Below are 26,102 nucleotides of genomic sequence, written 5' to 3'. Positions count from 1 at the left end.
CGTCACCCGTCATGAGGTCATCACCTGGAGCTCGTCGGCCGGGCAGCCCCCGGGTTCCACGTACCGTTCCCGGAAGGCGTCGACGGCCTTCCGCACCCGCTCGCTCGCGCCGATCCGGCGCAGCGCGGGCCGGGCGGCGGCGAAGACCTCGACCGCCGCCGCGTGCAGCACCGGATCGGCGAGCCCGTCCCGGGCCGCGCGGATCCACAGCGGGCTGCGGGGCGCGCGTTCCGGCCCGGCCAGCTCCGCCAGCGGCCGTACCGCCCGGTACACCGCCTCGGCCGCCTCCGCGTCCTCGAAGACCGCGCTCGTCACCGCCACCGGCACCATCCAGCCGTCGGCGCCCGGCTGCGCGTCGATCATCCGCAGCTCCAGGTGGCCGCGCGGCCGGACCGGGGGGAAGAGCGTCGTCATGTGGTACCGCAGGTCCTCGGCGTCGGCCGGCCGGGGCAGGCCCGTCCGCAGCCACTCCCGGAAGGTCAGCCCCTCCGGCACCAGCCACGGGCCCTCCTCGGCGCGCACGCACAGCACCGGCGTGTCCAGGACGTGCGCGGTCCACTCCCGGCGCGGGTCCCCGTCCGCCGGCGGAGCCAGCGCCCGTACGGGGTCGAGGTCGGCCCACAGCGCCTGCCGGGTGGAGCGCCATCCGGTGCGGCGCCCGCCGTGCTGCGGCGAGTTGGCGAAGACCGCCACGAGCACCGCGCCGAAGAGGTGCGCCAGCTCCCAGCGGCGCAGATAGCCGAGCGGGCCCGGCTCCTCGAACCCCGCGTCCAGGCAGACCTGGACCGAGGCCGACTCGCACATCATGGCCCGGCCGGAGGGACCCGTCCGGCCCAGCGCGACCTCCATCGCGTCGTACCGCGGCTCGCGCAGCACCCGTTCGCGCGGCGCGTGCCAGGGGTCGACCCCGTACCCGCTCAGCGTCAGACCGAGCGGACCGAGCGCCCCGCGCACCGCCGTCAGGTCGGAGGAGAGCGAGTCGAGGCACTCCATCAGGGAGCCGGCCGGGAGCGAGCTGAGCTCCAGCTGCCCGCCGGGTTCGAAGGTGAGCGACGACACCAGCGGCAGGGACCGTACGGTGTCGAGCGCGGCCGCGAGGCGGGGCGGACGCACCGGCTCCCTGGGGTCGCGCAGATCGTGGACGAGCCACTCCAGCTCCGCGCCGACGGTCCGGGGCGGGCCGGTCTTGAAACAGATGCAGCGCAACAGGTCTTCCGCCGCCTCCTCGGTGAGGGGCGGCCCGCCGCGCGGGGTACCGCTGGGCGCCATCCGTGCACCTCCAGGTGCTGGTCGCGGAACCGTTCGGGAAGCCGCTGCCTTCCACCTAAAGCCACCGCCGGGCGGCGTGCAAGAGCGCCTCGGCGCCCCCACGCGCGCCCCCTGTGCCCCCGAACGTCCGTAAAACGCCCCTCGGGCCCACGGTGACCGGGGCGAGGGAAAACCGTTTGTCCCGGACACGCTGAAACGATCATCCTCAGGGCATGAGTGCACGACTGCGCGAGATCGCGCGGCAGACCGAGGCGATCGTCGCCGCGGGCTCCTACGCCGCCCCCGACGGGCGGACCGTCTCCCTCCGCGAGGACCTCGCGGCCGCCCTGGCCGGAACCCGTCTGTACGGCCCCGAGCCCGTCCCCGTCACCCCCGGAACCGGCCGCGCCGGCCGGATCGACGTCACCGGCGAGAGCAGCCTCGCCGCCGCCGGCCGGATGACCGCCGCCGACCCCGGCGGCCCGGTCGCCGTCCTGAACTTCGCCTCCGCCCGCAACCCCGGCGGCGGCTACCTCAACGGGGCCCAGGCACAGGAGGAGGCGCTCTGCCGCTCCTCCGCGCTCCACGCCACCCTGCTCCGCGCCCCCGCGTACTACGAGCACCACCGGAGCGACCGGGACACCTTCTACACCGACCGGGTGATCCACTCGCCCCGGGTCCCGGTCTTCCGCGACGACCGCGGCGCCCTGCTCGCCGCCCCCTTCACCGTCGGCTTCCTGACCTCGCCCGCCCCCAACGCCGGCGTCGTCCGCCGCAGCGCCCCCGAGCGGGCCCACCTGCTGCCCGCCGCCCTGGCCTCCCGCGCCGAGCGGGTCCTGGAGACGGCCGTCGCCGAGGGGTACCGCCGGATCGTCCTCGGCGCCTGGGGCTGCGGCGTCTTCCGCAACGACCCGGCCGACGTGGCCGGTGCCTTCGGAGCGCTGCTGACCGGTGACGGACGGTTCGCCGGCCACTTCGACGAGGTCGTCTTCGCCGTCCTGGACCGCGCCTCCGGGACCCCGACCCTCGCCGCCTTCCGGCGGGTCCTCGCCCAGACAGCCCGATCTGTCACGTAATGCGTGCTTCGTACCTCCGTGCGAGCCTGAAGGCACAGCAACCCGCGTCCGAGACGCGGCGGCGAGTCGTCGTACGGGAGGCAGCATCGTGGGCAGGAAACAGACCCGGGTGAACAAGGGCGCCCGTTCGGGCGGTCACGAGCACCGCGAGGCGGCGACTCCCAAGGAGAAGGGCGGCGCCACCTCCGCGAGCGAGTCGCCGCGACCCGTCATCGAGACGGCGTCCCACCGCCGGGAACGCAAGTTCGGCCACAACTGACCGGGAGACGGGGACCGCGACATCCCGGGGGAGACCGGGAGACGGGGACCGCGGGGAGAGCGGGGAACGGGCCGGGGCCCGGCGCCATCACGGCGCCGGGCCCCGGCTCGCGCACGTCCCGGACTCACCTCACGCGTCGTCGCCGACGGTGATCTCGACCGTCGTCACCTCCCCGTCCCCGCCCCGCGCGGCCGGTACGGCGGCGGCCGGCCGGCCCTCGCCGTTCGGGCCCATCGAGGCGAGCAGCTGACGGGCGAGGCCGAGCCCGGTCCCGCCCATGGTGAGCGCCTTGGCGAACATCTCCGCCATGCCGTCCGCGCCGTTCAGCAGGACCATCTGGTCCACGTTCCCGAAGGCGGAGGCGCCGGCCTCGACGATCTCCGGCCACCTCTCGGCGAGCTGCTGCGCGACCACGGCCTCCTGGTTCTCCGCGAGGGCCGCCGCCCGCGCCTTGATCGCCTCGGCCTCGGCCAGGCCCTTGGCCCGGGTGGCCTCGGCCACCGCGAGCCCCTTGGCGTGCGCCGCCGCGGCCTCGGCCTCACCGGTGACCCGGGTGGCCGTCGCCGTCGCCGCGCTCGCCAGCTCGGTCTCCCGCGCCTTGGCCTCGGCGGCCGAGATCCGGGCGTCGCGCTCGGCCTCGGCCAGCGTCCGCGTCTCGTACGCCATCGCGTCGGCCGGCTTGCGGACCTCCGCCTGGAGCTGCTGCTCCTTGCGGTGTCCCTCCAGCTCGGCGACCCGGGTCTCCTGGACGACCACCTCCTGGCGGGAGGCGGCCTCGGCGAGCGGACCGGCCTGCCGGGCCCGGGCGCTGGCCTGGTCCCGCTCGGCCTGGTAGCCGGCCTGGAGGATCTCGCTGTCGCGGGTCGCCTCCGACATCCGGGCCGCCGCCTGCTGTTCGGCCTCGGTCGCCCGCCGGTTGGCCTCCGCCTGCGCGATCCGGGCGTCGCGCTGGACGGCGGCCGCGTGCGGCGCGGCGAGGTTCTTGATGTAGCCGGTCGGGTCCTCGATCTCGTGGATCTGGAGCGAGTCGACGATCAGACCGAGCTTCTCCATCTCCGTGCCACAGGCCGAACGCGCCTGCCCGGTCAGCTTCTCCCGGTCACGGATCATGTCCTCCACGGTCAACCCGCCGACGATGGCGCGGAGATGACCGGCGAAGACGATGTGCACCCGCTCGCTCATCAGCTTCTGCTGGTCGAGGAAGCGGCGGGCCGCGTTGGCGATCGACACGAAGTCGTCGCCCACCTTGAAGATCACCACACCGCGGACCTTGAGCGGAATGCCCTGGTGGGTGACGCACTCGACGGACAGCTGGGTCTCGTTGAGGTCCAGCGACAGCTTCCGCACCGCCTGCACGCCGGGCACCACGAGGGTGCCGCGCCCGGTGACGATCCGGAACCCCATGCCGTCGCCGAGGCCCTCGTTCTTGTGGTTCGAACCGGAGATGATGAGCGCCTCGTTGGGTTCGGCGACGCGCCACATCATCTTGAACAGGACGATCAGGACGACGAACGCGCCGACGACGGCGCCCGCCACCATGCCGATGCCCATGGGCTGTGTCCCCCTTCACCGGAGCCGTGCGGACCCGGTGAAGGGAGTGTGCGCCCGGGACGGGCGGCGCTCAACCGTCCCGCCGGACGTCGTGTCAGACGTCGTACACGGCTGTGACATAGACGGTGCGCGGAGGGAGGTGTTCCACGACGGTCACCAGTGTGCCGACCCCGATCCGCTCCTTCGGCGACGCTGCGTACGCGAGGAAGTGCTCGGCTCCGCCCCGGATCCGCAGGATCACCTCGCCGACGAGTCCGGGCCCGATCGTCCCGGTCACGCGGCCGAGCAGTCCGATCATCGAGCTGTCCACAGACTCGTCCATGACCGAACGGTACGTCAGAACCCGCTCGTCCGGAGAGGGTTGGGCAGCCGCGGCGGATTCCGGTGATCAGCGCACCGAGCGGATCGGCCGGACCGCGAGCGCGCCCAGGACCGACAGGACGGCCGCGACGAGGAAGAGGGGCGTGTAGCCGCCGCCGATCGAGACCACCGCGGAGGCGACGAAGGGCGCCACGATCTGCGGGCCGGCGTTGGCCACGTTCAGGACGCCCATGTCGCGGGCCGCGTCCTCCGCCTTCGGCAGCACCATGGTCACCAGAGCCGTGTCCACCGCCATGTAGCAGCCGAAACCGAGGCCGTTGACGATCGAGAAGGCGAGCATCGCCGTCCAGCTCGTCGAGAGCGCCGGGATGAGCAGGGCGACGGCGGCAAGTCCGGCGGACGCGCCGACGAAGAGCTTGCGGCGGTCGAAGCGGTCCGACAGCCAGCCGCCGAGGACCGTGGAGACCACCATGGCCACGGAGTTGACCGGCATGAGGATGGCGACGGCCTCCTCCGCCGAGAGCCCGGCCGGCAGGTCGGTGTGGTCCTTGAGGATGTAGAGCTGGAACCCCGACACCGCGAAGTAGCCGAGCACGAGCAGCGCCCGCCCGATGAACGCCCAGCGGAAGTCGTGGTCCTTGAGCGCGCTGCCGAAGGCGGCGACCTGCGCCTTGACCGGCAGCGGCGGCTTGGCCGGCATCCGCTGCTCGCGGGCGCAGGCGGTGAAGACGACCGAGGTCACCGCGATGATCGCGCCGAAGACCAGGTATCCGGTCCGGTAGTCCTCGGAGAAGGCGGCGCCGACCAGGGCGCCGATGGTGGAGCCGATCGGCAGCCCGAGGCCGACGGCCGCCGACGCCTTGCCGCGCGAGGCGAGCGGGACCCGGTCGGGCACCACGGAGGTGATCGCCGCCTGGTAGACGTTCATCACCGCCTGCCCGAGACACCAGGCGATGGTCACCAGCAGGATCGTGTGCACGCTGCCGAGCAGCAGCATCACCGGCACCGCGAGCAGACCGCCGGCCAGGATCCACGGGTTGCGCCGCCCGGAGCGGTCGGAGAGCGCCCCCGCGACCGGGTTGAAGACGGTCGCGAAGATCGCGGATATACCGGCGACGAGACCGAAGTTGGCCACCTTCTCGGCCGGGTCGATCGCCTCGATCTGGAGCGCGAGCAGCATGCCCGCCACACCGATGTAGAGCGCGTACATCGCGCTGTTGCCGAGGAGCAGCAGCGGAAGGAGCCCGCGCGTGGGCCGGGCGGCGGGGGAGCCGGGGCCAGGGGTGCCGGTGCCGGTGGAGTCGGGGCCGGCGGCGGAGGCGGAGCCCGTACCGGCTCCGGTCCCGGGGGAGGAAAGGGCCACGATGCCCTCCAGGGGAGAACGCCCGATGAGGGGGCGCGAAGTGGATGATTTCGGGGTAGTGACACGTGTCAGTGACGCGTGTCAGCATTGTGTAGCACTCATATCCGGCCATCCGCCAGGCCCTGCGCCGGATTGTTCTGGAAAGATGCCGAAGCGATGAGTCAGTCGATCGAACAGCCCGCCGACGGCACCCCGGGCCGCACCCCCGCCCGCGCCGTGCCGACCAGCGCCGACGTGGCGCGCCTCGCGGGCGTCTCCCGGGCCACCGTCAGCTACGTCCTCAACAACACCTCGGCCGTCCGCATCAGCGAACCGACCCGCGAACGGGTCCGCGAGGCGGCCCGCGAACTGGGATACGTCCCCCACGCGGCCGCCCGCACCCTGCGCGCCGGCCACAGCAGGATGGTGCTGCTGCCCACCGCCCACGTCCCCGTCGGCCCCCTCTACAACCGCTTCCTCAACGACCTCCAGTGGGCCCTGCGCCGCCTCGACTACACCGTCGTCCAGTACGGCAGCGTCGGCCTCGCCCCCGAGGACGCCGCCCGCGCCTGGGCCGAGCTGCGCCCCGCCGCCGTGGTCTCGATGGGCGAGGTGGAGGTGACGCCCGGCGCCGTGGAGATCCTGCGGCGCTCCGGCGTCAAGGCCGTCTTCACCGTCGGGACCCGGGACACCGAGGGCGCCCACTCCCTCGTCCTCGACCAGCCGGGGGTCGGCCGGGCCGCCGCCGAGCACCTGATCGCGACCGGCCGCCGCCGGATCGGCGTCGTCGTGCCCGAGGAGCCGGGCCTCGGCATGTTCTCCGGACCCCGCCTGGAGGGCGCCCGCGCCGCCGCCGGGACCGCCGGCGCCACCGTCGTACCCCTGCCCCTCGCGTACACCGAGGAGTCCGCCGGGGAGCTGGCCGGGCGCTGGCCCGAACTCGGGCTCGACGGCGTCTTCGCCTACAACGACGAGTACGCCATGCTCCTCATGCGCGCCCTCCAGGACGCGGGCACCGCCGTCCCCGAGGACACCGCCGTCGTCGGCGCCGACGACCTCCTCCTCGGCCGGCTCCTGCGCCCGCGGCTCAGCACCGTACGCATCGACCTGCTCCAGGGCGGAGAACTGGCCGAGCTGGTCGACAGCGCCGTGAACGGCACCGCCGACGGCACGGGTACCCGCCCCCTCCTGGACTCGCGCGTGATCCGGCGCGAGTCGAGCTGAGCGGTGTCGGGCCGGGTCGTGCCGGGCTGGGCCGTGTCGGGCGGGGCCGGGCCGAGCTGGGCCGCGTCGAGGTGGCCCGCCACCCGGCGGGAGCCCGGTCCAGCGCTTAGCGTCGGGACATGAGCACTCACCCGAAGCGTTACGAGATCCTGCTGGTGCCCGCGCACGTCGAGGACCGGGGCGGCGCCGCCGTCGCCGACAGCGCGGTCCGGTCGGCCGTGGTGGAGCTGACCGGGCGGCGCGGCGCGTCCGGGTACCCCATCTACGAGGGGCACGGAGTCATCGCCGACGTCGACCCGGAGACGCGCACCGTGGAGGCCCTGCTCGTGGACGGGCGCGAGCTCGACTACGGCCTGGTCGCGCTCGTCCGGGACGTACCCGCGCCCTGAACCGCCCGCCCGGGCCCCCGGGGACCCCGGGGGCCGTTGACACGGCGGACCGTTGACACGGCGGACCGGCGGGCCCAGACTCTGCGCGCGCACCAGCACGAAACTTGTTTCACCAGGCGAACAGAGTCGTCCGCCGGTCACCCGGGAGAGATCCGATGAGCATCCGCGACGTGTACATCGTCGACGCCGTCCGCACCCCCATCGGGAAGTTCGGCGGCGCCCTCGCCTCCGTACGGCCGGACGACCTCGCGGCCCATGTCGTCAAGACCCTCGTCGACCGCACCCCCGACCTCGACCCGGCCCTCGTCGACGACGTCTACTTCGGCGACGCCAACGGCGCCGGCGAGGACAACCGCGACGTGGCCCGCATGGCCGTCCTGCTCGCCGGACTCCCCGTCACCGTCCCCGGCGTCACCGTCAACCGGCTCTGCGGCTCCGGCCTGGAAGCCGTCATCCAGGCAGCCCGCGCCGTCGCCCTCGGCGACGCCTCCGTCGCCATCGCCGGCGGCGTCGAGTCCATGTCCCGCGCCCCCTGGGTGCTCCAGAAGCCCGAGCGCGCCTTCCCCGCGGGCCACCAGCAGCTCTACTCGACCACCCTCGGCTGGCGCATGACCAACCCGCGGATGCCCGCCGAGTGGACCGTCGCCCTCGGCGAGGGCGCCGAACTCGTCGCCGACCGGCACGCCCTCGGCCGCGACCGCCAGGACGCCTTCGCCCTCGACAGCCACCGCAAGGCCGCCGAGGCATGGGCCAAGGGCCTGTACGACGGCGAGGTCGTCCCGTACCCGGGCGTGGAGCTCCACCGCGACGAGTGCGTCCGCGAGAACACCTCCCTGGAGGCGCTGGCCCGCCTCAAGCCGGCCTTCCGGCCCGACGGCGGCACCGTCACCGCGGGCAACGCCTCCCCGCTCAACGACGGGGCAGCCGCCCTCCTCCTCGTCGACGAGGACGGGCTCCGCGAGACCGGCCGGGAGCCGCTCGCCCGGATCCGCGCCTCCGCCGTCACCGGCATCGAGCCCCAGCTCTTCGGCCTCGGCCCGGTGGCCGCCGTCCGCCGCGCCCTGGCCAAGGCCGACCGCTCCTTCGCCGACCTGACGACCTTCGAGCTCAACGAGGCGTTCGCCGCCCAGGCCCTCGGCTGCCTCGCGGAGTGGCCGGAACTCGACCCCACGATCGTGAACCCGCGCGGCGGAGCCATCGCTCTCGGCCACCCGCTCGGCGCCTCCGGCGCCCGCCTGGCCGGCTCGGTCGCCCACCAGCTCGCCGCCGCCGGCTCCGGCACGGGCCTCGCGGCCCTCTGCATCGGCGTCGGCCAGGGCCTGGCGCTGGTCCTGGAACGCTGACCGCGCGGGAGCGCCGTAAGGAAGTGCGGAAGCGTCGTAGGGGCCCGGACACGGGTGAGCCCCCGCCGGAGCGGGGGCTCTCACCGTACGCGGGGCGCCCGGGTCACTCGGCCTGCTGACCGGCCTGTCCCGCCTGCTGCTCCGCGACGGACTTGCGGACCTCGTCCATGTCCAGCTTCCTGGCCTGGCCGATGACGTCCTCCAGCGCGGCCTCCGGCAGCGCGCCGGGCTGCGCGAAGATCGCCACGTTCTCCCGGACGATCATCAGCGTCGGGATCGACCGGATATCGAAGGCGGCCGCCAGCTCCGTCTGCGCCTCGGTGTCGACCTTGGCGAAGACCAGGTCCTGGTGCCGCTCGGACGCGGCCTCGTACACGGGGCCGAACTGACGGCAGGGTCCGCACCAGGAAGCCCAGAAGTCGATCAGGACGAAGTCGTTCCCGCTCACGACCTCGTCGAAGTTGTCCTTGGTGAGCTCGATGGTGCTCATGCTTCCGCCTTTCCGGTCTCCGGTGGTGTCCTCACGGTCCCCTGGGGACTCGCCCCGCACAACGGCCTATCGAGCCGCGCTATTCCGGCCCCCACCGACCAGACTGGTCCCCATGACGCGAACGGTGGAGAACGAGCACGGATCCGAGCACGAGCACGAGCACGGGCATGAGCACGGATACGAGTACGACGTGGTGGTCCTGGGCGCGGGACCGGTCGGCGAGAACGTCGTCGACCGGGTGCGGGCGGCCGGTCTGACCGCCGCGATCGTGGAGACCGAACTGCTCGGCGGCGAGTGCTCGTACTGGGCCTGCATGCCCAGCAAGGCCCTGCTCCGACCGGTCCTCGCCCGCTCCGACGCCCGTAAGGTCCCCGGCCTGCGCGAGGCGGTGTACGGACCCCTGGACGCCCTGGACGTCTTCGCGCACCGGGACGAGACCGTGGGGCACTGGAAGGACGACGGGCAGGTCGACTGGCTCGACTCGATCGGTGTACGCGTCTTCCGCGGCCACGCGCGCGTGGCCGGGCCGCGCCGGGTCACCGTCGACGGCCCCGAGGGCGAGCACCACGTCCTGACCGCCCGGCACGCGGTGGCCGTCTGCACCGGCACCCGCGCCGTCCTGCCCCCGCTGCCCGGACTCTCCGGCGCGCGCCCCTGGACCAGCCGCGAGGCGACCAGCGCCGACCGGGTGCCGGGCCGGCTGATCGTGGTCGGCGGAGGCGTCGTCGGCGTCGAGATGGCGACCGCGTGGCACGCCCTCGGCTCCCACGTGACCATGCTGGTACGCGGCGGCGGGCTGCTGCCGAGGATGGAGCCCTTCGCGGGCGAGCGGGTCACCGAGGCCCTGCGGGCGCGCGGCGCCGACATCCGTACCGGCGTGTCGGTCGAGGCGGTCGTACGGGACGGCGGCAGCGGCCCCGTCACCGTGGTCCTGGAGGGCGGCGACACCGTCGAGGGCGACGAGGTCCTCTTCGCCACCGGCCGCGCCCCGCGCACCGAGGACATCGGCCTGGAGACGGTGGGCCTGGAACCCGGCTCTTGGCTCGACGTCGACGACAGCCTCCGCGTCACCGGCACCGACTGGCTCTACGCGGTCGGCGACGTCAACCACCGGGCGCTCCTGACCCACCAGGGCAAGTACCAGGCCCGGATCGCCGGCGCCGCGATCGCCGCCCGCGCCTCCGGCACCCCGGCGGCGGACGCCGCGCCCTGGGGCCCGCACGCGGCCACCGCCGACCACGGCGCCGTCCCGCAGGTGGTCTTCTGCGACCCGGAGGCCGCCGCCGTCGGCCTGAGCCTCGCCGAGGCCGAACGCGCGGGACACCGGGTCTGCGCGGTCGACGTCGAGATGAGCTCGGTCGCGGGCGCGGGCCTCTACGCCCACGGCTATCGAGGCCGCGCCCGGCTCGTCGTCGACCTCGACCGGGAGGTCCTCCTCGGCGCCACCTTCGTCGGCCCCGCCGTCGGCGAACTCCTCCACGCCGCCACCGTCGCCGTCACCGCCGAGGTCCCCGTCTCCCGCCTGTGGCACGCCGTCCCCTCGTACCCCACACTCAGCGAGGTCTGGCTCCGTCTCCTGGAGGCATACCGCGACGGCGCCGACCCGGCATGACCCCCGAGGAACGCCCCAACGCCTACGACGCCCTCTGCGCCCACTGTGGCAAGCCGGTCCCGGCGGGCGTAGGGGTCCTCCGCCACGGCCCCCACGGCTGGGACGTCCACCACCCCGAACACGCCCCGGCCCCGGGCCCACCCCCGGCCGGCGACCACCCGGGCTGGCACCGGCGCCGGCTGCTGTCCTTGGACATCGGATCCACCGGGAACCGCCCGGAACGGGACCGGATCACGGCGGCGGCGGTGCGGGGGAGCGACGGGACGGGGCGGGACTGGGTACTGGATCTTGGATCCGACATCTTGGATTCGGATCGTGGATCCGATATCCCGGATACGGATGTTGGATCCGAAATCCACGCCACCCCGCCCACCCCGCCCACCCAAGCCCTCGAAGACCTCGCCACCCTCCTCACCGACCACCTAGCGAGCCACGAGCTCCTCGTCGTCTGGTACGCCCCACACGTCCTGGCGACCCTGCACGCCGAGCTCCTCCGTCACGGCCTCGCTCCGCTCGCCGACCGTCTCCCGGACGGCGTCGTCGCCCCGGTCTGCGATCCGCTGGTGCTCGACCGGCACGCCGACCGTTACCGGCCCGGCGGGCGTTCGCTGCCCGCCGTCGCCGAGTGGTACGGCGTCCCGCACGAGCACCCCGGCGACCCGGCCTCAGATGCGCGGGCCGCGCTGCTGGTTGCGCAGGCGGTCGCCGCCTCGTACCCGGCCGTGGGGCGGCTCTCGCGGCCCGCGCTCCACACCGAGCAGGTCCTCTGGTACGCGGAGCAGATGGAGCGGCACCCCGACGCGCCCGCCTGGCCGTTCGAGCCGGTGGAGCCCGTGGAGCCGGTGGGGGACTGAGCGCGGCTCAGGCGCGGGGGATCAGCAGGGCCGCCGCGGTGCGGGCGGTGTCCAGGGCGGGGCGGGAGTCGGGGGCGGAGTCCTCGCCGAGGACGGTGCGGGTGCTCAGGCCGTCCAGGAGGGCGAGGAGCTCGGAGGCGCGGGCCGCCGCGTCGAGCGGGGCGAAGCGCCCGCGGGCCGCGCCGGCGGCGAGCAGGGACTCCAGGTCGCGCCGCCAGTCGGCGTCCAACTCCTGCTGGGCCTCGTGGAGTTCGGGGTTGCCGGCGGTCCTGGCCCAGAGCTCGATCCAGAGCGTCCAGCGCGGATCGCGCGGGCCGCGCGGCAGGTAGAGCCGCAGGAAGTCGTCGAGCTTTCGCTCCGGGCTGGTCCGGCGGGCGAGCAGCGCCCGGCGCTCCTCGGTCAGCGCCGCCTCGCTCCAGCGCAGCGCGGCGAGCAGCAGCCGGTCCTTGGATCCGAAGTAGTACAAGATGTGCCCGCCGCTGGTGCCGAGCCGTTCGGCCAGCGCGGACATGGTGAGGGAGGCGAGGCCGTCCTCGGCGATCGCCGCCATGGCCTCCTCCAGCATCCGCTCCTGGGTGACGTGCCCGTCGCGCCGCCGTGCCGCCCCTGCCACCGTCGCCCCACCCCGTTCCTCGCCCCGGTCCCGGCCTCGTACGGCCCCACGCGGCCTCGTACGACCTCGACCTTAGCCGGATTCCCGCCGAGGTCTTGACGTGGCCGGAACCTTTCACTCATCTTGAATGCCATTCAACAACTTAGAACATCATTCAAGATCCAGTGAGCAGAGGAGCGTGATGTGCTCGACCACGAGACGGCGCCGTTGACCGCCACCCGGGACGAGGTCTTCCAGGTCGAGGAGCACGGCATCGACCCGATCCCCGACGCCGAGCGCCACGGCAGCGCCAAGGACGTCTTCTGGGTCTGGTTCGGCTCGAACCTCACCTTCACCTACGTCATCAACGGCGCCCTCGCCGTCGGCTTCGGACTCTCCTTCTGGCAGGCCACCGCCGTCGTCGTGATCGGCGGTCTCGCCTTCCTCGCGATCGGCGCCGCCGGCCTCGGCGGCGTCCGCACCGGCACCGCCACCCTCGTGCTCTCCCGCGCCGCCTTCGGCCCCCGCGGCAACCGCCCGGCCGGCCTGCTCAACTGGATCGTCAGCATCGGCTACACGGTCGTCAACACCGTCGTCGGCACCCTCGCCCTGGAAGCCTTCCTCGCCGCCCTCGGCTGGTCCGGCGGGCCGCTGCCCCGCGCCGTCGCCCTCGCCGTCACGCTCGCCCTGACCTTCTCGATCTCCTTCTGGGGCCACGCCACCGTCCAGTTCGCCGAGCGCTGGATGGCGTACGTCCTCGCCGTCGGCTTCGGCGTCCTCGTCGTCCTCCTGGTGCCGGGCGCCGACACCTCCGCCCCCGCGACCGGGCCCGGCGCCGCCGGGTGGAGCCTGGCCTTCGTGGTGATGCTGGCCGGCCCGTTCTCGTACGTCCCGATGCCCGCCGACTACACCCGCTACCTGCCCCGCACCACGAGCCTGCGGGCCGTCACCGTCAGCGGCGCCCTCGGCGGCTTCCTCTCCTCGGTCGCCCTCGGCGTCGCGGGCGTCGCCGCCGCCACGCAGACCGACATGACCGACGCGGTCGCCGGCGCCGAGGGCCTGCTGCCCGGCTGGTTCCGGCCCGTCTTCCTCGCCCTCGTCCTCGGCGGCTCGGTCACCAACTCCGTCATCACCCTGTACTCCTCCGGCCTCAACCTCCAGGTCCTCGGCATTCCCTGGAACCGCACCCGCGCCCTCGCCGTGAGCGGCGCCGTCACCGCCGCGGGCTGCCTCGGCGCCCTCTTCCTCACCGACTTCACCACCTCCCTCCTCTCCTTCCTCTCCCTCCTGATCATCGTCTTCGCCCCCTGGGGCGGCGTCTTCCTCACCGACATGGTGCTGCGCCGCTGCCGGTACGACTCCGAGGCCCTCCACCGCACCGACCCCGGCGGCGCCTACTGGTACCGCGCCGGCTGGCACCCCGCCGGCGCCGCCGCCCTCCTCGCCGGCGGCCTCTTCTCCGCCCTCACCTGCGACTCCGCCCTCTGGACCGGCCCCCTCGTCGCCCCGCTCGGCGGCGCCGACCTCACGCTCCTCGGCGCCCCCGTCGCCGCACTCGTGTACGCCCTCCTGGCCCGCCGCACCGCCACCCCGCACCCGGCCACCACCTGACCCGAGCCCGCCTCCACCCCTCCCACCCCACCCCACCCCTCCCACCCGTCCCGTACGACAAGGAACGCACCCCGCATGAACGGCACCACCCCCGCCCCCGCCGACCTCCTCCTCACCGGCGCCCGCATCCACACCGTCGACCCCGCGCTGCCCGAGGCGGAGGCGATGGCGGTACGGGGCGGGCGGATCGTCTGGCTCGGCGCCGACGCGGACGCCTCCGCCTGGACCGGACCCGACACCCGCGTCCTGGACGCCGGCGGGCGGCTCGTCCTGCCCGGCTTCGTCGACGCCCACAACCACGTCCGGCTCGGCTCCGACGACGCCTGCGTGCAGCTCGCCGGCGCCCGCAGCCTCGACGAGATCCACGCGCGCGTGCGCACCTGGCACGCCGCCCACCCCGACGCCGCCTGGATCGAGGCCGAGGCGTTCGACTACTCCGCGATCCCCGGCGGCCGCATGCCCACCGCCGCCGACCTCGACCCCGCCACCGGCGACACCCCCGCCGTCGTCCTCAGCTACGACGTCCACACCGCCTGGCTCAACACCGCCGCCCTCCGCCTCCTCGGCGTCGACCGCGACCACACCGAACTGCCCTTCGGCCGCGCCGTCACCGACCCCGCCACCGGCGAGCCCACCGGCTTCGTCAAGGACTTCGCCGTCAAGGGCCTCTCCCGCGAGGGCCACCGAGCCCTGCGCGAGCTCGGCGTCCCGTGGGCCTCGCCCGACCGCCAGTACGGGCGCCTCGCCAAGAGCCTCGACGACGCCATCCGCTTCGGCATCACCACCGTCGTCGAACCCCAGAACTCCCTCGACGACCTCGCCCTCTTCACGCGCGCGCGTGCCGAGGGCCGACTCCGCTCCCGGATCGTCGCCGCCCTCTTCCACCCGCGCGGCACCACCGACGCCGACCTCGACGAGTTCGAGGCGGCGGCGGGGGAGCACGCCGACGACCGGTTCCGCGTCGGGCCGCTGAAGCTGTACATCGACGACGTCGTCGAGCCGCGCACCGCCGCCCTCCTGGAGCCGTACGCGGGCTGCTCCCACCACCGGGGCGACACCTTCTACCCGCCGGAGGAGTTCGCGGACCTGCTCGCCCGCCTCGACGCCCGCGGCTTCCAGTGCTTCGTGCACGCCACCGGCGACCGCGGCATCCGGACCGTCCTCGACGCCGTCGCCCACGCCCGCGCCGTCAACGGCCCGCGCGACGCCCGCCACCAGGTCGTCCACGTCGAGTGCCTCGACCCCGACGACACCCCGCGCTTCGCCGCCCTCGGCGTCGTCGCCTGCATGCAGCCCCGGCACGCCGCCCCCGACATCGCGGGACCCGGCCAGGACTGGGCCGAGAATGTCGGCCCCGAGCGCTGGCACAAGGCGTGGCCGCTGCGCGACCTGCGCGACGCCGGAGCCGTCCTCGCCCTCTCCAGCGACTGGAACGTCGCCGAGATGGACCCCATGGTCGGCATCCACGCGGCCGTCACCCGCCGCCCGCTCGCCGGCGGCGAGCCCTGGACGGCGGAGCAGGCCATCACCGTCACCGAGGCCGTCGAGGGCTACACGATGGGCTCGGCGTACGCCAACTTCCTGGAGCACGAGCGGGGTTCGCTCACCGTCGGCAAGCTCGCCGACTTCGTGGTCCTCTCCCGGGACATCCTGCGGATCGCCCCGGAGCAGATCCCCGGCACCGTCGCGGAGACGGTCGTCGTCGGCGGCGAGATCGTGGCGGAGACCGCCCCGGAGGCTGTCGCGGCGGTGTGAGTACGGGGCAGGGGAGCGCCCGTACGCCGGGCGCCCCCCTGCCTGTCCCGGTACGCCTCCGGGCTCAGTGCCCGTCCTCCCCGGACGTCACCTCCATCCGGCGTACGAAGGAGCGGCCCGCGTCCTGCGACTCGTACACCCCGTCCCGCGTGGCCACGAGCAGCCGGCGCGCGTCGACGGCGGTCAGCGCCTGCGGGCCGCCCCCGGGCACGGCACCGACCCGGGTCCAGGCGACGCCGCCGTCCCCGGAGCGGAAGAGGACCCCGTCAGGCCCGACACCGTAGAGCGCGTCGGGCGCGCCCCAGGAGACGTACGCGAGGACCCGCCCGGCCCCGGGCGAGAAGGTCCTGCCTCCGTCGGTGCTGCGGGCGACGCCGCTCTCGGTGGTGGCGAGCACGGTGTCCGCGGACGCCGGGGAGACGGCGATGTCGAGGGCCCGGAGCTCGGCCCGGTCCTCCCAGACGGCCTGGTCACGGGTGACCCGCAGCCGCCCGTTCGTGCTGTCGTAGCCGTACACGATCCCGCCTGGCCCGGTGTCGAGGGCGTGGAAGTCGACCTCACCGCCGAGGGACTTCTCCGTCCAGCTGCGGCCCGAGTCCGCCGAGGCGATGAGCCCGAGGTCCGAGGGGCCGCCGCTGCCGGGTGCGGGGTGCCCGCTGGCCAGGAAGGTGCCGTCGCGGGCGATGGTGAAGCCCATGAAGTCGTCCCGCCGGTCGCCGACGAGAACGGGCGCGCCACCGGCGCCGGGGGCGTGGATCCCCTCGTGGGTGGCGACGTACAGGGTGTCCCGGTGCAGGCCGAGACCGTGGATGTGGGTGAGGGCGGAGCCCGGGTCTGTGTCCGGGGCCGTGTCCGGGGTCGGGCTCGGCGCGCAGGCGGTCAGGGCGAGGGTGAGGGTGAGTGCGAGGGCGGTCGCCGCGGAGACGGCCGTGGCCCGGGGGAGGCGATGCTTGGTCATCGTTCTTTCGTTCGCCGGGAGGAAAGGGAAAGCGCGGAGGGGGGCCGGGCCGCCCCGGGGAGACGGGGGCGGGCCCGGCCCGATCAGGCCACCGGCGCGGCTCAGAGGCGGCCGAGGATCTTCCTCAGCTCGGCGATCTCGGCGGCCTGGGTGCGGACGACCTCACCCGCCAGAGCCTTGGCCTCGGGGTTCCGGCCGTTCTTCTGCTCGTCCTTCGCCATCTCCACCGCTCCCTCGTGGTGGGCAATCATCAGCTCGGCGAACGTGCGGTCGAAGTCCTCGCCCTTCGCGGCGGCGAGGTCCTTCATGTCCTGCTCGGACATCATCCCGGCCATCGAGTGGCCCATCCCGGCGGACTCGGGCTTGCCCCACCCCTTCAGCCACGCCTTCATCTTCTTGATCTCGGGGTCCTGCGCCTTCTCGACGGCGGCGACGATCTCCTTGACCCCGGCGTCGGAAGCACGCCCGTCGGCGAGCTTCGCCATCTCCAGGGCCTGCTCGTGGTGGGGGATCATCATCTGCGCGAACATCACGTCCGCGTCGTTGAACGCCGTGGAGGTCGCCGTGGAGGTCGCCGAGGAGGAGGCGGGGGCGGAGGCCGTGGAGGTGGCCGACGGGGTCGTACCGTCGTGGTCCATCCCGCTCATGGAGTCGTCCCCGCCGCAGGCGGCGAGGAGCAGGGCGGCCGCGGTGACGGCGCCGGCCAGGGCGAGGGTACGGGGGGTGCGCTTGCGGAAAGTACGCATGGTGATACCTCGTGTGCTGTACGTGACGGTCTTCGGGCTCGTACCGGTGGCGCGCGGGCGGCAGGGAGCGGCCCGCGGCAGTCGGGGGTACGGCCTAGATCCGCAGGACGGACAGCCGGGCGAGGTCGGGAGGGCGGCGCGGCGGGGCGTGCGGCCCGGGCGCGGGTGCGAGCCGCGCGAGGAGGAGGACGAGCCAGTCGGGGCGGCGGCCGAGCGCGGCCCGTACGAGACCGGCGAGCAGCCACCCGGCGAGGACGGCCACGCAGAGCGTGGTCATGTCCATCCCCGAGCCGGGCGCGTGCCCCTCGTCCTGCGGGGCGGCCCCATGGGTACCGGCGGTATCCATTGCGTGAGCCCCCGCCGCCACGCTCGTCGTGCTTGCCGCGTCTGTGGGTGCCCCTTCGGGGTGACCCACGGAGTGCATCATGAACACCCCGAGCGCGAGCACGACGGCGAGCAGGAGGTGCGCGAGGGCACCTCCCGCTCGCTCGCCGTGGCGCGGCCGGGGTGTGGGCATGATCAGGACCTCCTGGCCCCCGACCATACCGTGTGGGGGTATCAGTTCCGCGTCAGGACTGCCCGCGATGTCTCGCGACGACCCCGACGGCTCAGGCCGGCAGCTCGCCGCTCATCGCCGCGGCCATCCGCAGGTGCGGGGCGGCCTCGTCCGCGCGGCCCTGGCGCTCCAGCGTGCGGCCGAGCATCAGCCGGGCGTAGTGCTCCACCGGGTCGCGCTCCAGGAGGGTCCGGAGCTCGGCCTCGGCGAGCCGCAGCTGGGCGGAGTGGTAGTAGGCGCGGGCGAGCAGCAGCCGCTGGGCCGTCTGGTCCGGGTGCTCGGCGACGAGGCCGCGCAGGATGCGGACGGCGGTCTGGTACTCCTTCGCGTCGAAGAACAGCTGCGCGCGACTCCAGCGGTCGGCGGCCGTTCCGAACTCGTAGTACGTGTCGCTCACTTGCTCTCCCTGTTCCGGGGTGCCTGATCTGTCACCCTGTGGGCTGGTCCGCCGTCGTCAACACCGACGATTAGTTGAACATTCCACCACTGGGTGCCCTGGCGGAATCTCCCCTCGCGGAGCCCCGCACGGAATCCCCCCACAGGAGAGGTGTCGATCCTCGATGAGCAATCTCGACCGCCAGGCCGAGCTCGCCGTGTGCGGTGGCCGCGGCTTCGTCGTCGCCGAGCCCGTACGCGAGCTCCTCAGCCCCCGCCACGTCCGGCTCGGCGAGTCGACCGAGGTACGGCGCCTGCTGCCGAACCTCGGCCGGCGGATGGTCGGCGCCTGGGCCTTCGTCGACCACTACGGCCCCGACGACATCGCCGACGAGCCCGGCATGCAGGTCCCGCCCCACCCGCACATGGGCCTCCAGACCGTCAGCTGGCTCCACGAGGGCGAGGTCCTGCACCGCGACTCGACCGGCAGCCTCCAGACGATCCGCCCCCGCGAGCTGGGCCTGATGACCTCGGGCCGGGCGATCTCCCACTCCGAGGAGAGCCCCCGCCCGCACGCCCGCTTCCTGCACGGCGCCCAGCTCTGGGTCGCCCTCCCCGACGCGCACCGGAACGTCGAGCCGCACTTCCAGCACCACGCCGACCTGCCCCGCGTCACGGCGCCCGGCCTCACCGCCACGGTGATCCTCGGCTCCCTCGACGGCGCGGCCTCACCGGGCACGACGTACACCCCGATCGTCGGCGCCGACCTCGCCCTCACCGCCGGCACCGAGACCGAGCTCCCGCTCGACCCGGACTTCGAGTACGCGGTCCTCGCGATGTCAGGTGAGGCCCACGTCGACGGCGTCCCCGTCCTCCCCGGCTCCATGCTCTACCTCGGCTGCGGCCGCACCTCCCTCCCCCTCCGCGCCACCTCCGACGCGGGCCTGATGCTCCTCGGCGGCGAACCCTTCGAGGAGGAGATCGTCATGTGGTGGAACTTCGTGGGCCGCACCGACGACGAGATCCGCCAGGCCCGCGAGGACTGGATGGCGAGCGACCGCTTCGGCGAGGTCAAGGGCTACGACGGCACCCGCCTGGCCGCCCCCGAGGTCCCGGCCGCCCACCTCAAAGCCCGTGGCCGGGTGCGCTGACCGTCTAAAGGAAGAGCTCAGCCCCTGCGACTCCACGAGTTCAACCTCGGTATTCACCCGGTGGTTCACGCAGCGGCGATTCCAGGTGGATCAGGGGCCTGTCGATTCGAGATCGTACGGCGGCACCCTCATGCGGATTCCAGGCAAATGACCGGCAACTCCCGGCGGGAAAGTTGCCGGTCAGCCGGGCGTTGAGATCGGTCGGGGTTTCGTTGACTTACGTCGTGCGCTCTGCGTAGCGTGACGCCGACTTCGCGGCCCTCCCGGCTTTTCTTCTCCTTTCGCGACGAACGACGAACAGGGAGCCCCATGCCCGACCACGCCTCGCCGCACCACAGCAACCCTCCCCGTTGGGGCACGGTCACCTTCGCGGGCGGCCGTGGCGGCGACGCTCCCATGACCTGGGGGCAGCTGACGACCTGGGACGACATCCAGTACTTCATGCCGGAGTCGAAGAGCTTCTACTTCGTACGGCAGGACGTACGGCCGCCGGACGCGATGAGCCTCGATGACGTGCTGTGCTCCCTCGGTGACCTGATGGATCGTCATGAGACGCTCAGGACGCACTTCGTGGAGGACGAGCGCGGTCCCCGGCAGTGGGTGGTGGCCTCGGGCGCGGCTCGGGCGCTCGTCCTGGAGGTCGGTGCCGGCGACCCGTTCGAGCGGGCCAAGTCGGTTCTGGCGGGCCTCGACGTGGAGTTCGCGGGGCTGACCACGCGCCCCTTCGACCACGCGCGGGAGCTGCCGCTGCGGCTCGCCGTGCTCACCGCCGAGGGCGCCCCGGTGGGTGTCGTGCTGCTGTTCTCCCGGCTCGCCGTCGACATGGAGAGCGCGCGGCTGGTGGAGGGCGACCTGACGTGCCTGCTCACGGCCCGCGCCGAGGGCCGCCCGCTGCCGCCGGCCGACTTCGGCGTACCACCCCTGGACGATGCCGGGTTCGAACGGTCGGAGCGGGGCCGCAGAAGCGGCGGGCGCGCGCTGCGGGCGCTGGAGCGGCAGCTGGAGTGCATGCCGGAGTCGATGACGGGGCCCGTCCGACCGGGCGGGAGCCCGCGCTACTGGCGGGGCGAACTCACCTCCCGGGCGCTGCCTCCCGCCGTGTACGCGCTGGCCCGGCGCCTCGGCGTGAGCAGCTCCGCCGTGCTGTTCGGCACGGTGACCGCGCTGCTGGCCGCGCTGTCCGGGCGGACCGGCTGCACGCTGGGCATCGTGCACGGCAACCGGTCCACGACCGACCGCCGCCGCTCGGTCGGCAGCCTGGCGCAGACGGTCACCACGACCGTCCGCACCGACGCCGCCGACTTCGCCGGGCATCTGCGCACGACCGCCACCGGGATGCTGGGCGCCTATCTGTGCGGCCGCTTCGACCCTCGGGCGGCGGCGGACCTCGTCCGCGAGGTGACCGGGCGGCGGGGCTCCGCGCCCGATCTCGCCTGCCGCTTCAACGACATGTGGTCCTGGCGCAGCGCGCCCCACGCGGACCGGCTCGCGGAGGTCGCGGCCGTCGCGGACGGGGTGCGGGAGGCCGCGCTCCGCAGCGAGTTCCGCTGGGTGGAGCGCACCGACCTCGACAAGATCACCTTCTTCGTCGACATCGCGGGGGACGCCGACGCGATGCGTCTGCTGGTCCTGGCCGACACCTGGCGCACCCCGCCGGCCGAGGTGGAGGCATTCCTGCGGGGCTGCGAGCGTCTCGTGCTCGCCGCGCTGGCCTCGCCGGCGGGTGGGCCCGCGATGTCCGAGGTGCCCGCGGCGGCGGGGTGGGTTCCGCTGAGCCCGGCGGGCGGGTGACCCGCGCGGGCGCCCGCAGGCGGGTTCCGGCGTCGCCGACGGGCGGCTCCGCCGGGGCGCGTCGAGGCGCGTTGGGGCCCGAGCCCTGTCAGGAGCGGCTGTTCACCGCGGTGCGCAGGGCGAGAGCCGCGTGCCCGAGGTCGTCCTCGTCCTCGGGCACGTTGAGGATGACGGTGCGCACACCGAGGTCGGCATAGCCCGCGAGGACCTCGCCCACCTCGGCATGGCTGCCCACCACGTAGGGGCAGTACTCGCGGAAGGTGCGCAACGGCTGAAGCCAGTAGGCCGATTCGGCGTCCCCCGCGGTGCGGGCCTCCTGCGCCAGTTCTCGCATCCACGCCGAGTCGGACAGCCGGGAGGCGACCTTGTACAGCCGGGCGCCGTCCCGGTCGTCGGGGAAGCGCTTGCGTGCGACGCGCCACGCCTCCTCGTGGGTGTCCCGCGCGATGACGCCGATGCGGATGCCCGTGCCCTCCAGTTCCCCCGCGCCGGGGTCGTACTCGGCGAGCGGGGCCGGATAGCGCAGCCGGGCGACGCCGAGCTCTTGCTGGGCCCTGTCGCAGGCCGGGGAGGAGCCGGCGACGAACATGCGGGGCAGCAGGTGGGCGGGCAGCCGTGAGGGGAGGGTGGCCTCGGTGAGGTCGTAGTGGCGGCCCGAGTGGGTCACCGGCTCCCGCTCCGTGAGGAGACGCCTGATGACGTGTCCGTACTCCACGAGCTGGTCGTAGCGCTCGTCGTGGTCGAGCCGTGCCCCGATGGAGCGCAGCCGGTAACGGTTGCCGCCCGTGACGAGGTTGAGGTCGACCTGCCGTCCGTAGAGGTAGGCGAGCGAGGTGACCATGCGGGCGACCGTGTACGGGTGCATGTAGGGCGGCTGGGCCGCCACCAGCGGGACCAGGCGCTCCGAGCGCTGGATGAGCATCTGGGCGGCGGCCCACTGGTCGACCACATCGTGGTCGGTGAATATCAACAGGCCGCGGAATCCAAGGGAATCGGTCCAGCGGGCGATGTCGCCGATTTTCCTGTTGAACTCCGCAGGAGTGGAGTGCATCGAGGACGGACAAGTAGCGTAAACGTCGAGCACGTCGTTTCCCCCACAGTTACGGCTGTTCCCTCGGGGCGTATCCGCCGGCCGGGATGGATAACGGACGCAAGGAAAACACGCTGTGGCCCGCGAGGGCCAGCTCGGCTACCGGCAACTTGTCTGCGCCGAGTTGCCGGGAAGTTGCCTGGATCGGCCCTCGGGCGTCCCTCTAGCCTCGTCGAGCACGCCGTCGCGGAAGAAGCGGGAAGGGTTTGAATTGCTGTACATCAAGCGGGTGTCTCCCTTCATACCGCCGCAGCGCGTCACGGTTTCCGACCTGAAGGGGGAGCTGGGTCTCACCGAGGAGCAGGTCCAGATGTACGAGCGGTTTCTCGGGATGCGGCGGATCGCCGTCGCCCCGGACCACTCCGTGCTGGACATGCTGCTGGCCGCGGCCCAGGACGCGCTGGCCGACGCGGACCGTGACGCGGTGCGCTACCTGGTCCACGCGCACACCATGCAGCACGCCGCGCCGGGAGCGGACCGGCTCCTGGACGGGCTGCGCGCCAAGCTCGGCCTGGAGCACGTGCGGGGTTTCGGGCTCTCCCACCAGAACTGCGCGGTGGGCCTGTACGCCCTGCGGGTGGCCGAGGCGCTGCTGGCACTTGAGCCGGCGGGGTCCACGCTGCTGCTCGTCGGCGGGGAGAAGGTGCCCTCGTCCGTCGTGCAGAGGAACGCGGGCCTCACCCTGCTGGGCGAGGCCGCCGCCGCCTGTCTGCTCGGGACCCGGCCACCGGGGCACCGGGTGCTGTCGACCGCGTACCGCGTGCTCGGCGAGTTCCACGACGTGCTGGACATGCCGGAGGAGAAGCGGCGGCGGTACGAGCACGCGTACGTGCCCACGATCGCCTCGGTGATGACGGAGGCCGTGGCCGCGGCGGGCCTTGCGATGGCCGATCTCTCGGTCGTCGTCCCACACAACGTGAACCGGCTGTTCTGGCGGCAATTGAGCACACGACTGGACTTTCCCATCGAGCGGGTTTTCCTCGACAACGTGGGTGAATTGGGACACTGCTTCTGCGTCGATCCGTTCGTGAATCTCGCGTCCGCAGAATCGGCGGGAAGGCTGCCGCTCGACCGCGGCGGATTCGTCCTCCTGGTCTCAGCGGGGCTGGGAGCGACTTTTTCGGCGGCGGTCGTCCATATCGAAGAGGGGAACGGGAAATGAGCTTCATCAGCAGGCTCAAGGAGAGCGTCACAGGGGATTCCGGAGCGCGTTACGTCTTCCTCGGAAACTTCGAGGTGGAGCGGATCTGGGGCGCCGACGAGGCGAAACTCCCGGGCAGCGGGCTGTCGTTCTCCGGCGCGACCGTGAACCGGATGGAGGAGCTGGGCGTCCTGCTCGCGGAGCGCGGCGACACGGTCGTCCTGAAGGACGCCGTCGACCGGGACTACCTGGCGTATCTGCGGGAGCTGGGCGCGGCAGGGGCCGACGTGCTGGTCGTCGACGAGAACCTGCCCGAGCGCAACGTCTCGGAGGACGCCCTGGAGTCGCCGGTGCTCCTCGAACGGCTCGCGGCGATGGACGACGGCCGTACCTTCCTCGCCCCGCTGGGCATCTCCGAGGTGGAGGAACGCCTGTCGGAGAAGACCGGCCTGCCCCTGGCAGGTCCCTCGGCGGACGTGTGCCGGCGGGTCAACGGCAAGACCTTCAGCCGTGCACTCACCGACCACGCCGGTATCAGGACGATCCCCGGCAGCGTGTGCCGCACCCTCCAGGAGCTGTCCGCCGCGCTCCACACCCATCTCGCCGCCGGCACCCGGGTCGTGGTGAAGGAGTCACTGGGAGTCTCGGGCCGCGGCATGACCGTCGTCGACTCGATCCACAAGGGCGAGCGCCTCGTGCGGATGATGGCCCGCAGACGGGCCACGGGACCGCTCTCGCTCACGGTCGAGCAGTGGGTCGACAAGGACTACGACCTCAACTACCAGTTCCTCGTGGATCGTTCCGGGCAGGTCCGCTTCGAGGAGGTCAAGAAGGCCCTCACCGAGAACGGTGTGCACCGCGGACATCAGTTCCCGCCGCAGCTGCCCGCCGGTCTGGTCACCGAGCTGCGCGAGACGTCCGAGGTCATCGGCCGCGCGCTGCACGCCGAGGGCTACACCGGCCTGGTGGGCGTGGACGCGCTCGTCGCGCGTGACGGCACCCTGTACCCCTGCCTGGAGATCAACGCCCGTCTCAACATGGCGACGTACCAGAACGGGATCGCGGAGCGCTTCCTCCAGGCTGGACGGTGCGCCCTCGCGGGCGCCGTCGAGCTGCGGGTGAGCCGCCCGCACCGGTTCGCCGAGGTCCGCGAGGCCCTGGACGAACTGCTCCTCGGCGTCGGGTCCGGCACCGGGGTCCTCGTCAACAACTTCGCCACCCTCAACGCGGCCGTCACCCCGGGGCGTGAGTCCCACGGCCGGGTCTACGCCGTTGCCATCGCCGACTCCGCCGAGGAGAGCCGGCACCTGCTGAGCTCCGCAGAGCGGAGACTGACCGAAATGACACGTGGAGCATGACGGACACAACGGACTGGCGGGCCATCGCCGACACCTACGGAACCCCTGCCTACGTCTACGACGGCGGCCTGCTGGAGGGCCGGATCGCCGACACGCGCCGGGCCCTGCATCCCGCGCTCGACATCTTCTTCTCCCTGAAGTCCAACCCCAACCCGGCGGTTCTCGCCCTGCTGCACGCGGGCGGCGCGAAGGCCGAGGTGTGCTCGCTGGCCGAGCTGCGCATCGCCCGGTCCGTCGGGGTGGCGGCGGACGACATCATCTTCCTGGGCCCCGGCAAGAGCGCGGCGGAACTGACCACGTGCGTGCGGGAGGGGATCTACGCCGTCGTCTGCGAGTCGCTCCAGGAGCTGGACCGGCTGGACGCCGTCGCCGCTGAGCACGGGGTCCGGCAGCGGGTGATGCTGCGCGTCAACCCGGCCTGCTCGGTGAGCGGTTCACGGCTGACCATGGGCGGCAAACCGCGGCAGTTCGGCATCGACGAGGAGGTCGTGCTGGGCGAGACCGGCCTCGTCGGCCGCCACCCGCACCTCGACATCGCCGGCGTCCACGTGTACTCGGGGACCCGCATCCTCGACGCCGACGTCGTCGTGAAGAACACCGCGTACGCGCTGGACCTCGCGGAGCGGGTGGCCGCGAAGCTCGAAATCTCCCTGGACGTCGTCGACTTCGGAGGCGGACTGGGGGTGCCGTACTTCGACGGCGAGCACGAACTCGACATGGAGGCCCTCGCACTCGGCCTCAACCCCCTGTTGGACACGTTCCGGGCCGCCCACCCCACGACCCGGCTCATCATGGAGTCAGGGCGCTATCTGACCGCGGACGCCGGGACGTACCTCATGGAGGTCCGCTACACCAAGGAGTCCATGGGCGAGCCGTTCGCGGTCACCGACGGCGGAACACACCATCACATGGCGGCCGTCGGCATCGGCTCCTTCGTCAAGCGGAACTTCCCCATCGACCTGCTCGGACGGGACGCGACGGGCGAGGACCGGCGGCCCTGGACCATCACCGGCCCGCTGTGCACCCCGAACGACACGGTCGGCAAGAGGGTCGACCTCCCCGAACTGCGCCCGGGCGACCTGCTCGGCGTGCGCCGCTCCGGGGCGTACGGACCGAGCGCCTCCCCCGTGCTGTTCCTGAGTCACGGCCACCCGGCCGAGGTGCTGCTGACGGGCGGAGGCAGCCGGCTGCTGCGCGCCCGTGACACCACGGACGACCTGCTCGCCCCCTATCTGTCCGCCGACGACACCACCGACTGAGGAGCACCCT

25 protein-coding genes are annotated in these 26,102 nt (G+C 73.2%); 14 read left to right on the top strand and 11 right to left on the bottom strand.

The window, feature by feature from the left end:
* Positions 1-9 precede the first annotated feature (9 nt).
* Positions 10-1,269 carry an ergothioneine biosynthesis glutamate--cysteine ligase EgtA gene (gene egtA / locus ACFXMG_RS33050; protein ID WP_383818343.1) on the bottom strand — a complete coding sequence of 420 codons (1,260 nt, stop codon included), beginning with the start codon at positions 1,267-1,269 and terminating at the stop codon, positions 10-12.
* Positions 1,270-1,481: 212 nt separating this feature from the next.
* On the opposite strand from egtA, the gene ACFXMG_RS33045 reads away from it, so the two are divergent.
* Together ACFXMG_RS33045 and ACFXMG_RS33040 are read left to right on the top strand one after the other, a co-directional pair.
* Entirely contained in the window at positions 1,482-2,324 is an 843-nt protein-coding gene (locus ACFXMG_RS33045; protein ID WP_383818341.1) for a TIGR02452 family protein, read from the top strand.
* Between the two features lie 88 nt (positions 2,325-2,412).
* Positions 2,413-2,583 carry a hypothetical protein gene (locus tag ACFXMG_RS33040; RefSeq protein ID WP_383818340.1) on the top strand — a complete coding sequence of 57 codons (171 nt, stop codon included), beginning with the start codon at positions 2,413-2,415 and terminating at the stop codon, positions 2,581-2,583.
* Positions 2,584-2,712: 129 nt separating this feature from the next.
* On the opposite strand, the gene ACFXMG_RS33035 is transcribed toward ACFXMG_RS33040, so the two are convergent.
* The 3 genes from ACFXMG_RS33035 to ACFXMG_RS33025 form a co-directional block, all read right to left on the bottom strand.
* On the bottom strand, positions 2,713-4,134 hold the full coding sequence (locus tag ACFXMG_RS33035; RefSeq protein WP_383827342.1) for a flotillin family protein: 1,422 nt from the start codon (positions 4,132-4,134) through the stop codon (positions 2,713-2,715).
* 94 nt (positions 4,135-4,228) lie between these two features.
* Entirely contained in the window at positions 4,229-4,432 is a 204-nt protein-coding gene (locus ACFXMG_RS33030) for a hypothetical protein (protein ID WP_383827345.1), read from the bottom strand.
* Between the two features lie 90 nt (positions 4,433-4,522).
* Entirely contained in the window at positions 4,523-5,818 is a 1,296-nt protein-coding gene (locus ACFXMG_RS33025; RefSeq protein ID WP_383827340.1) for an MFS transporter, read from the bottom strand.
* 156 nt (positions 5,819-5,974) lie between these two features.
* Here ACFXMG_RS33025 and ACFXMG_RS33020 point away from each other — a divergent pair, with 156 nt between their 5' ends.
* From ACFXMG_RS33020 to ACFXMG_RS33010, 3 genes are all read left to right on the top strand, one after another.
* Complete coding sequence (locus tag ACFXMG_RS33020; protein WP_383827337.1) at positions 5,975-7,021, top strand: LacI family DNA-binding transcriptional regulator; 1,047 nt, start codon at positions 5,975-5,977, stop codon at positions 7,019-7,021.
* Positions 7,022-7,140: 119 nt separating this feature from the next.
* Complete coding sequence (locus ACFXMG_RS33015; RefSeq protein ID WP_383827334.1) at positions 7,141-7,410, top strand: hypothetical protein; 270 nt, start codon at positions 7,141-7,143, stop codon at positions 7,408-7,410.
* 155 nt (positions 7,411-7,565) lie between these two features.
* On the top strand, positions 7,566-8,753 hold the full coding sequence (locus ACFXMG_RS33010) for a thiolase family protein (protein WP_383827331.1): 1,188 nt from the start codon (positions 7,566-7,568) through the stop codon (positions 8,751-8,753).
* Positions 8,754-8,856: 103 nt separating this feature from the next.
* On the opposite strand, the gene trxA is transcribed toward ACFXMG_RS33010, so the two are convergent.
* Complete coding sequence (trxA, locus tag ACFXMG_RS33005; protein ID WP_383827329.1) at positions 8,857-9,243, bottom strand: thioredoxin; 387 nt, start codon at positions 9,241-9,243, stop codon at positions 8,857-8,859.
* A gap of 112 nt (positions 9,244-9,355) precedes the next feature.
* Here trxA and ACFXMG_RS33000 point away from each other — a divergent pair, with 112 nt between their 5' ends.
* A complete protein-coding gene (locus ACFXMG_RS33000) occupies positions 9,356-10,855 on the top strand; it encodes a dihydrolipoyl dehydrogenase family protein (protein WP_383827326.1) in 1,500 nt (499 codons plus the stop codon).
* Entirely contained in the window at positions 10,852-11,709 is an 858-nt protein-coding gene (locus ACFXMG_RS32995) for a 3'-5' exonuclease (RefSeq protein ID WP_383827324.1), read from the top strand. The genes ACFXMG_RS33000 and ACFXMG_RS32995 overlap by 4 nt, the downstream gene beginning before the upstream one ends.
* Positions 11,710-11,716: 7 nt before the next feature.
* Here the strand turns inward: ACFXMG_RS32995 and ACFXMG_RS32990 are convergent, their stop codons facing one another.
* The gene (locus ACFXMG_RS32990; RefSeq protein WP_383827321.1) at positions 11,717-12,322 is read right to left on the bottom strand and encodes a TetR/AcrR family transcriptional regulator; all 606 of its coding nucleotides are present in this window, start codon (positions 12,320-12,322) and stop codon (positions 11,717-11,719) included.
* Between the two features lie 183 nt (positions 12,323-12,505).
* Here ACFXMG_RS32990 and ACFXMG_RS32985 point away from each other — a divergent pair, with 183 nt between their 5' ends.
* Both ACFXMG_RS32985 and ACFXMG_RS32980 read left to right on the top strand, forming a co-directional pair.
* Positions 12,506-13,912: a purine-cytosine permease family protein gene (locus tag ACFXMG_RS32985; protein ID WP_383827318.1), complete on the top strand. Its 1,407-nt coding sequence runs from the start codon at positions 12,506-12,508 to the stop codon at positions 13,910-13,912.
* A gap of 75 nt (positions 13,913-13,987) precedes the next feature.
* Complete coding sequence (locus ACFXMG_RS32980) at positions 13,988-15,667, top strand: amidohydrolase (protein WP_383827315.1); 1,680 nt, start codon at positions 13,988-13,990, stop codon at positions 15,665-15,667.
* A gap of 64 nt (positions 15,668-15,731) precedes the next feature.
* Here the strand turns inward: ACFXMG_RS32980 and ACFXMG_RS32975 are convergent, their stop codons facing one another.
* The 4 genes from ACFXMG_RS32975 to ACFXMG_RS32960 all read right to left on the bottom strand — a co-directional run bounded on the left by ACFXMG_RS32975 (position 15,732) and on the right by ACFXMG_RS32960 (position 18,324).
* Positions 15,732-16,625: a F510_1955 family glycosylhydrolase gene (locus ACFXMG_RS32975; protein WP_383827313.1), complete on the bottom strand. Its 894-nt coding sequence runs from the start codon at positions 16,623-16,625 to the stop codon at positions 15,732-15,734.
* A 101-nt stretch (positions 16,626-16,726) separates the two neighbouring features.
* On the bottom strand, positions 16,727-17,371 hold the full coding sequence (locus ACFXMG_RS32970) for a DUF305 domain-containing protein (protein WP_383827310.1): 645 nt from the start codon (positions 17,369-17,371) through the stop codon (positions 16,727-16,729).
* Between the two features lie 94 nt (positions 17,372-17,465).
* Complete coding sequence (locus ACFXMG_RS32965; protein ID WP_383827306.1) at positions 17,466-17,888, bottom strand: DUF6153 family protein; 423 nt, start codon at positions 17,886-17,888, stop codon at positions 17,466-17,468.
* A 91-nt stretch (positions 17,889-17,979) separates the two neighbouring features.
* Positions 17,980-18,324, bottom strand: coding sequence for a tetratricopeptide repeat protein (locus ACFXMG_RS32960; protein ID WP_383827304.1), 345 nt, complete (start codon positions 18,322-18,324; stop codon positions 17,980-17,982).
* A gap of 163 nt (positions 18,325-18,487) precedes the next feature.
* Here ACFXMG_RS32960 and ACFXMG_RS32955 point away from each other — a divergent pair, with 163 nt between their 5' ends.
* The gene (locus ACFXMG_RS32955; protein WP_383827301.1) at positions 18,488-19,453 is read left to right on the top strand and encodes a pirin family protein; all 966 of its coding nucleotides are present in this window, start codon (positions 18,488-18,490) and stop codon (positions 19,451-19,453) included.
* Between the two features lie 309 nt (positions 19,454-19,762).
* Complete coding sequence (locus tag ACFXMG_RS32950) at positions 19,763-21,244, top strand: hypothetical protein (RefSeq protein ID WP_383827298.1); 1,482 nt, start codon at positions 19,763-19,765, stop codon at positions 21,242-21,244.
* Positions 21,245-21,332: 88 nt separating this feature from the next.
* Here the strand turns inward: ACFXMG_RS32950 and ACFXMG_RS32945 are convergent, their stop codons facing one another.
* Positions 21,333-22,295 (bottom strand): LLM class flavin-dependent oxidoreductase, encoded by a 963-nt coding sequence (locus tag ACFXMG_RS32945; RefSeq protein WP_383827295.1) that lies wholly within the window; start codon positions 22,293-22,295, stop codon positions 21,333-21,335.
* Between the two features lie 115 nt (positions 22,296-22,410).
* On the opposite strand from ACFXMG_RS32945, the gene ACFXMG_RS32940 reads away from it, so the two are divergent.
* Genes ACFXMG_RS32940 through ACFXMG_RS32930 form a run of 3 tightly spaced genes read left to right on the top strand, consistent with a single transcriptional unit; the run spans position 22,411 to position 26,092 of the window.
* Positions 22,411-23,496 (top strand): 3-oxoacyl-[acyl-carrier-protein] synthase III C-terminal domain-containing protein, encoded by a 1,086-nt coding sequence (locus ACFXMG_RS32940; RefSeq protein WP_383827292.1) that lies wholly within the window; start codon positions 22,411-22,413, stop codon positions 23,494-23,496.
* On the top strand, positions 23,493-24,833 hold the full coding sequence (locus ACFXMG_RS32935; protein WP_383827289.1) for an ATP-grasp domain-containing protein: 1,341 nt from the start codon (positions 23,493-23,495) through the stop codon (positions 24,831-24,833). Before ACFXMG_RS32940 ends, ACFXMG_RS32935 begins: the two co-directional genes overlap by 4 nt.
* Positions 24,830-26,092, top strand: a complete 1,263-nt coding sequence (locus tag ACFXMG_RS32930) for a type III PLP-dependent enzyme (RefSeq protein ID WP_383827286.1) — start codon at positions 24,830-24,832, stop codon at positions 26,090-26,092. The genes ACFXMG_RS32935 and ACFXMG_RS32930 overlap by 4 nt, the downstream gene beginning before the upstream one ends.
* The last annotated feature ends 10 nt before the right edge of the window (positions 26,093-26,102 follow it).

Origin of the sequence: Streptomyces sp. NPDC059201 (genome assembly GCF_042754585.1) — a bacterium.
In the GTDB taxonomy this organism is placed as follows: domain Bacteria; phylum Actinomycetota; class Actinomycetes; order Streptomycetales; family Streptomycetaceae; genus Streptomyces.
Note: the sequence above shows the minus strand (reverse complement) of the source record. Positions and strands in the feature narration are given on the sequence as shown.

Excerpts from the sequence above, each read along its gene's own strand:
- egtA (WP_383818343.1), bottom strand. The coding sequence starts at position 1,269 with ATGGCGCCCAGCGGTACCCCGCGCGGCGGGCCGCCCCTCACCGAGGAG.
- ACFXMG_RS33045 (WP_383818341.1), top strand. The coding sequence starts at position 1,482 with ATGAGTGCACGACTGCGCGAGATCGCGCGGCAGACCGAGGCGATCGTC.
- ACFXMG_RS33035 (WP_383827342.1), bottom strand. The coding sequence starts at position 4,134 with ATGGGCATCGGCATGGTGGCGGGCGCCGTCGTCGGCGCGTTCGTCGTC.
- ACFXMG_RS33030 (WP_383827345.1), bottom strand. The coding sequence starts at position 4,432 with ATGATCGGACTGCTCGGCCGCGTGACCGGGACGATCGGGCCCGGACTC.
- ACFXMG_RS33020 (WP_383827337.1), top strand. The coding sequence starts at position 5,975 with ATGAGTCAGTCGATCGAACAGCCCGCCGACGGCACCCCGGGCCGCACC.
- ACFXMG_RS33015 (WP_383827334.1), top strand. The coding sequence starts at position 7,141 with ATGAGCACTCACCCGAAGCGTTACGAGATCCTGCTGGTGCCCGCGCAC.
- ACFXMG_RS33010 (WP_383827331.1), top strand. The coding sequence starts at position 7,566 with ATGAGCATCCGCGACGTGTACATCGTCGACGCCGTCCGCACCCCCATC.
- trxA (WP_383827329.1), bottom strand. The coding sequence starts at position 9,243 with ATGAGCACCATCGAGCTCACCAAGGACAACTTCGACGAGGTCGTGAGC.
- ACFXMG_RS33000 (WP_383827326.1), top strand. The coding sequence starts at position 9,356 with ATGACGCGAACGGTGGAGAACGAGCACGGATCCGAGCACGAGCACGAG.
- ACFXMG_RS32995 (WP_383827324.1), top strand. The coding sequence starts at position 10,852 with ATGACCCCCGAGGAACGCCCCAACGCCTACGACGCCCTCTGCGCCCAC.
- ACFXMG_RS32980 (WP_383827315.1), top strand. The coding sequence starts at position 13,988 with ATGAACGGCACCACCCCCGCCCCCGCCGACCTCCTCCTCACCGGCGCC.
- ACFXMG_RS32975 (WP_383827313.1), bottom strand. The coding sequence starts at position 16,625 with ATGACCAAGCATCGCCTCCCCCGGGCCACGGCCGTCTCCGCGGCGACC.
- ACFXMG_RS32970 (WP_383827310.1), bottom strand. The coding sequence starts at position 17,371 with ATGCGTACTTTCCGCAAGCGCACCCCCCGTACCCTCGCCCTGGCCGGC.
- ACFXMG_RS32965 (WP_383827306.1), bottom strand. The coding sequence starts at position 17,888 with ATGCCCACACCCCGGCCGCGCCACGGCGAGCGAGCGGGAGGTGCCCTC.
- ACFXMG_RS32955 (WP_383827301.1), top strand. The coding sequence starts at position 18,488 with ATGAGCAATCTCGACCGCCAGGCCGAGCTCGCCGTGTGCGGTGGCCGC.
- ACFXMG_RS32950 (WP_383827298.1), top strand. The coding sequence starts at position 19,763 with ATGCCCGACCACGCCTCGCCGCACCACAGCAACCCTCCCCGTTGGGGC.
- ACFXMG_RS32945 (WP_383827295.1), bottom strand. The coding sequence starts at position 22,295 with ATGCACTCCACTCCTGCGGAGTTCAACAGGAAAATCGGCGACATCGCC.
- ACFXMG_RS32935 (WP_383827289.1), top strand. The coding sequence starts at position 23,493 with ATGAGCTTCATCAGCAGGCTCAAGGAGAGCGTCACAGGGGATTCCGGA.
- ACFXMG_RS32930 (WP_383827286.1), top strand. The coding sequence starts at position 24,830 with ATGACGGACACAACGGACTGGCGGGCCATCGCCGACACCTACGGAACC.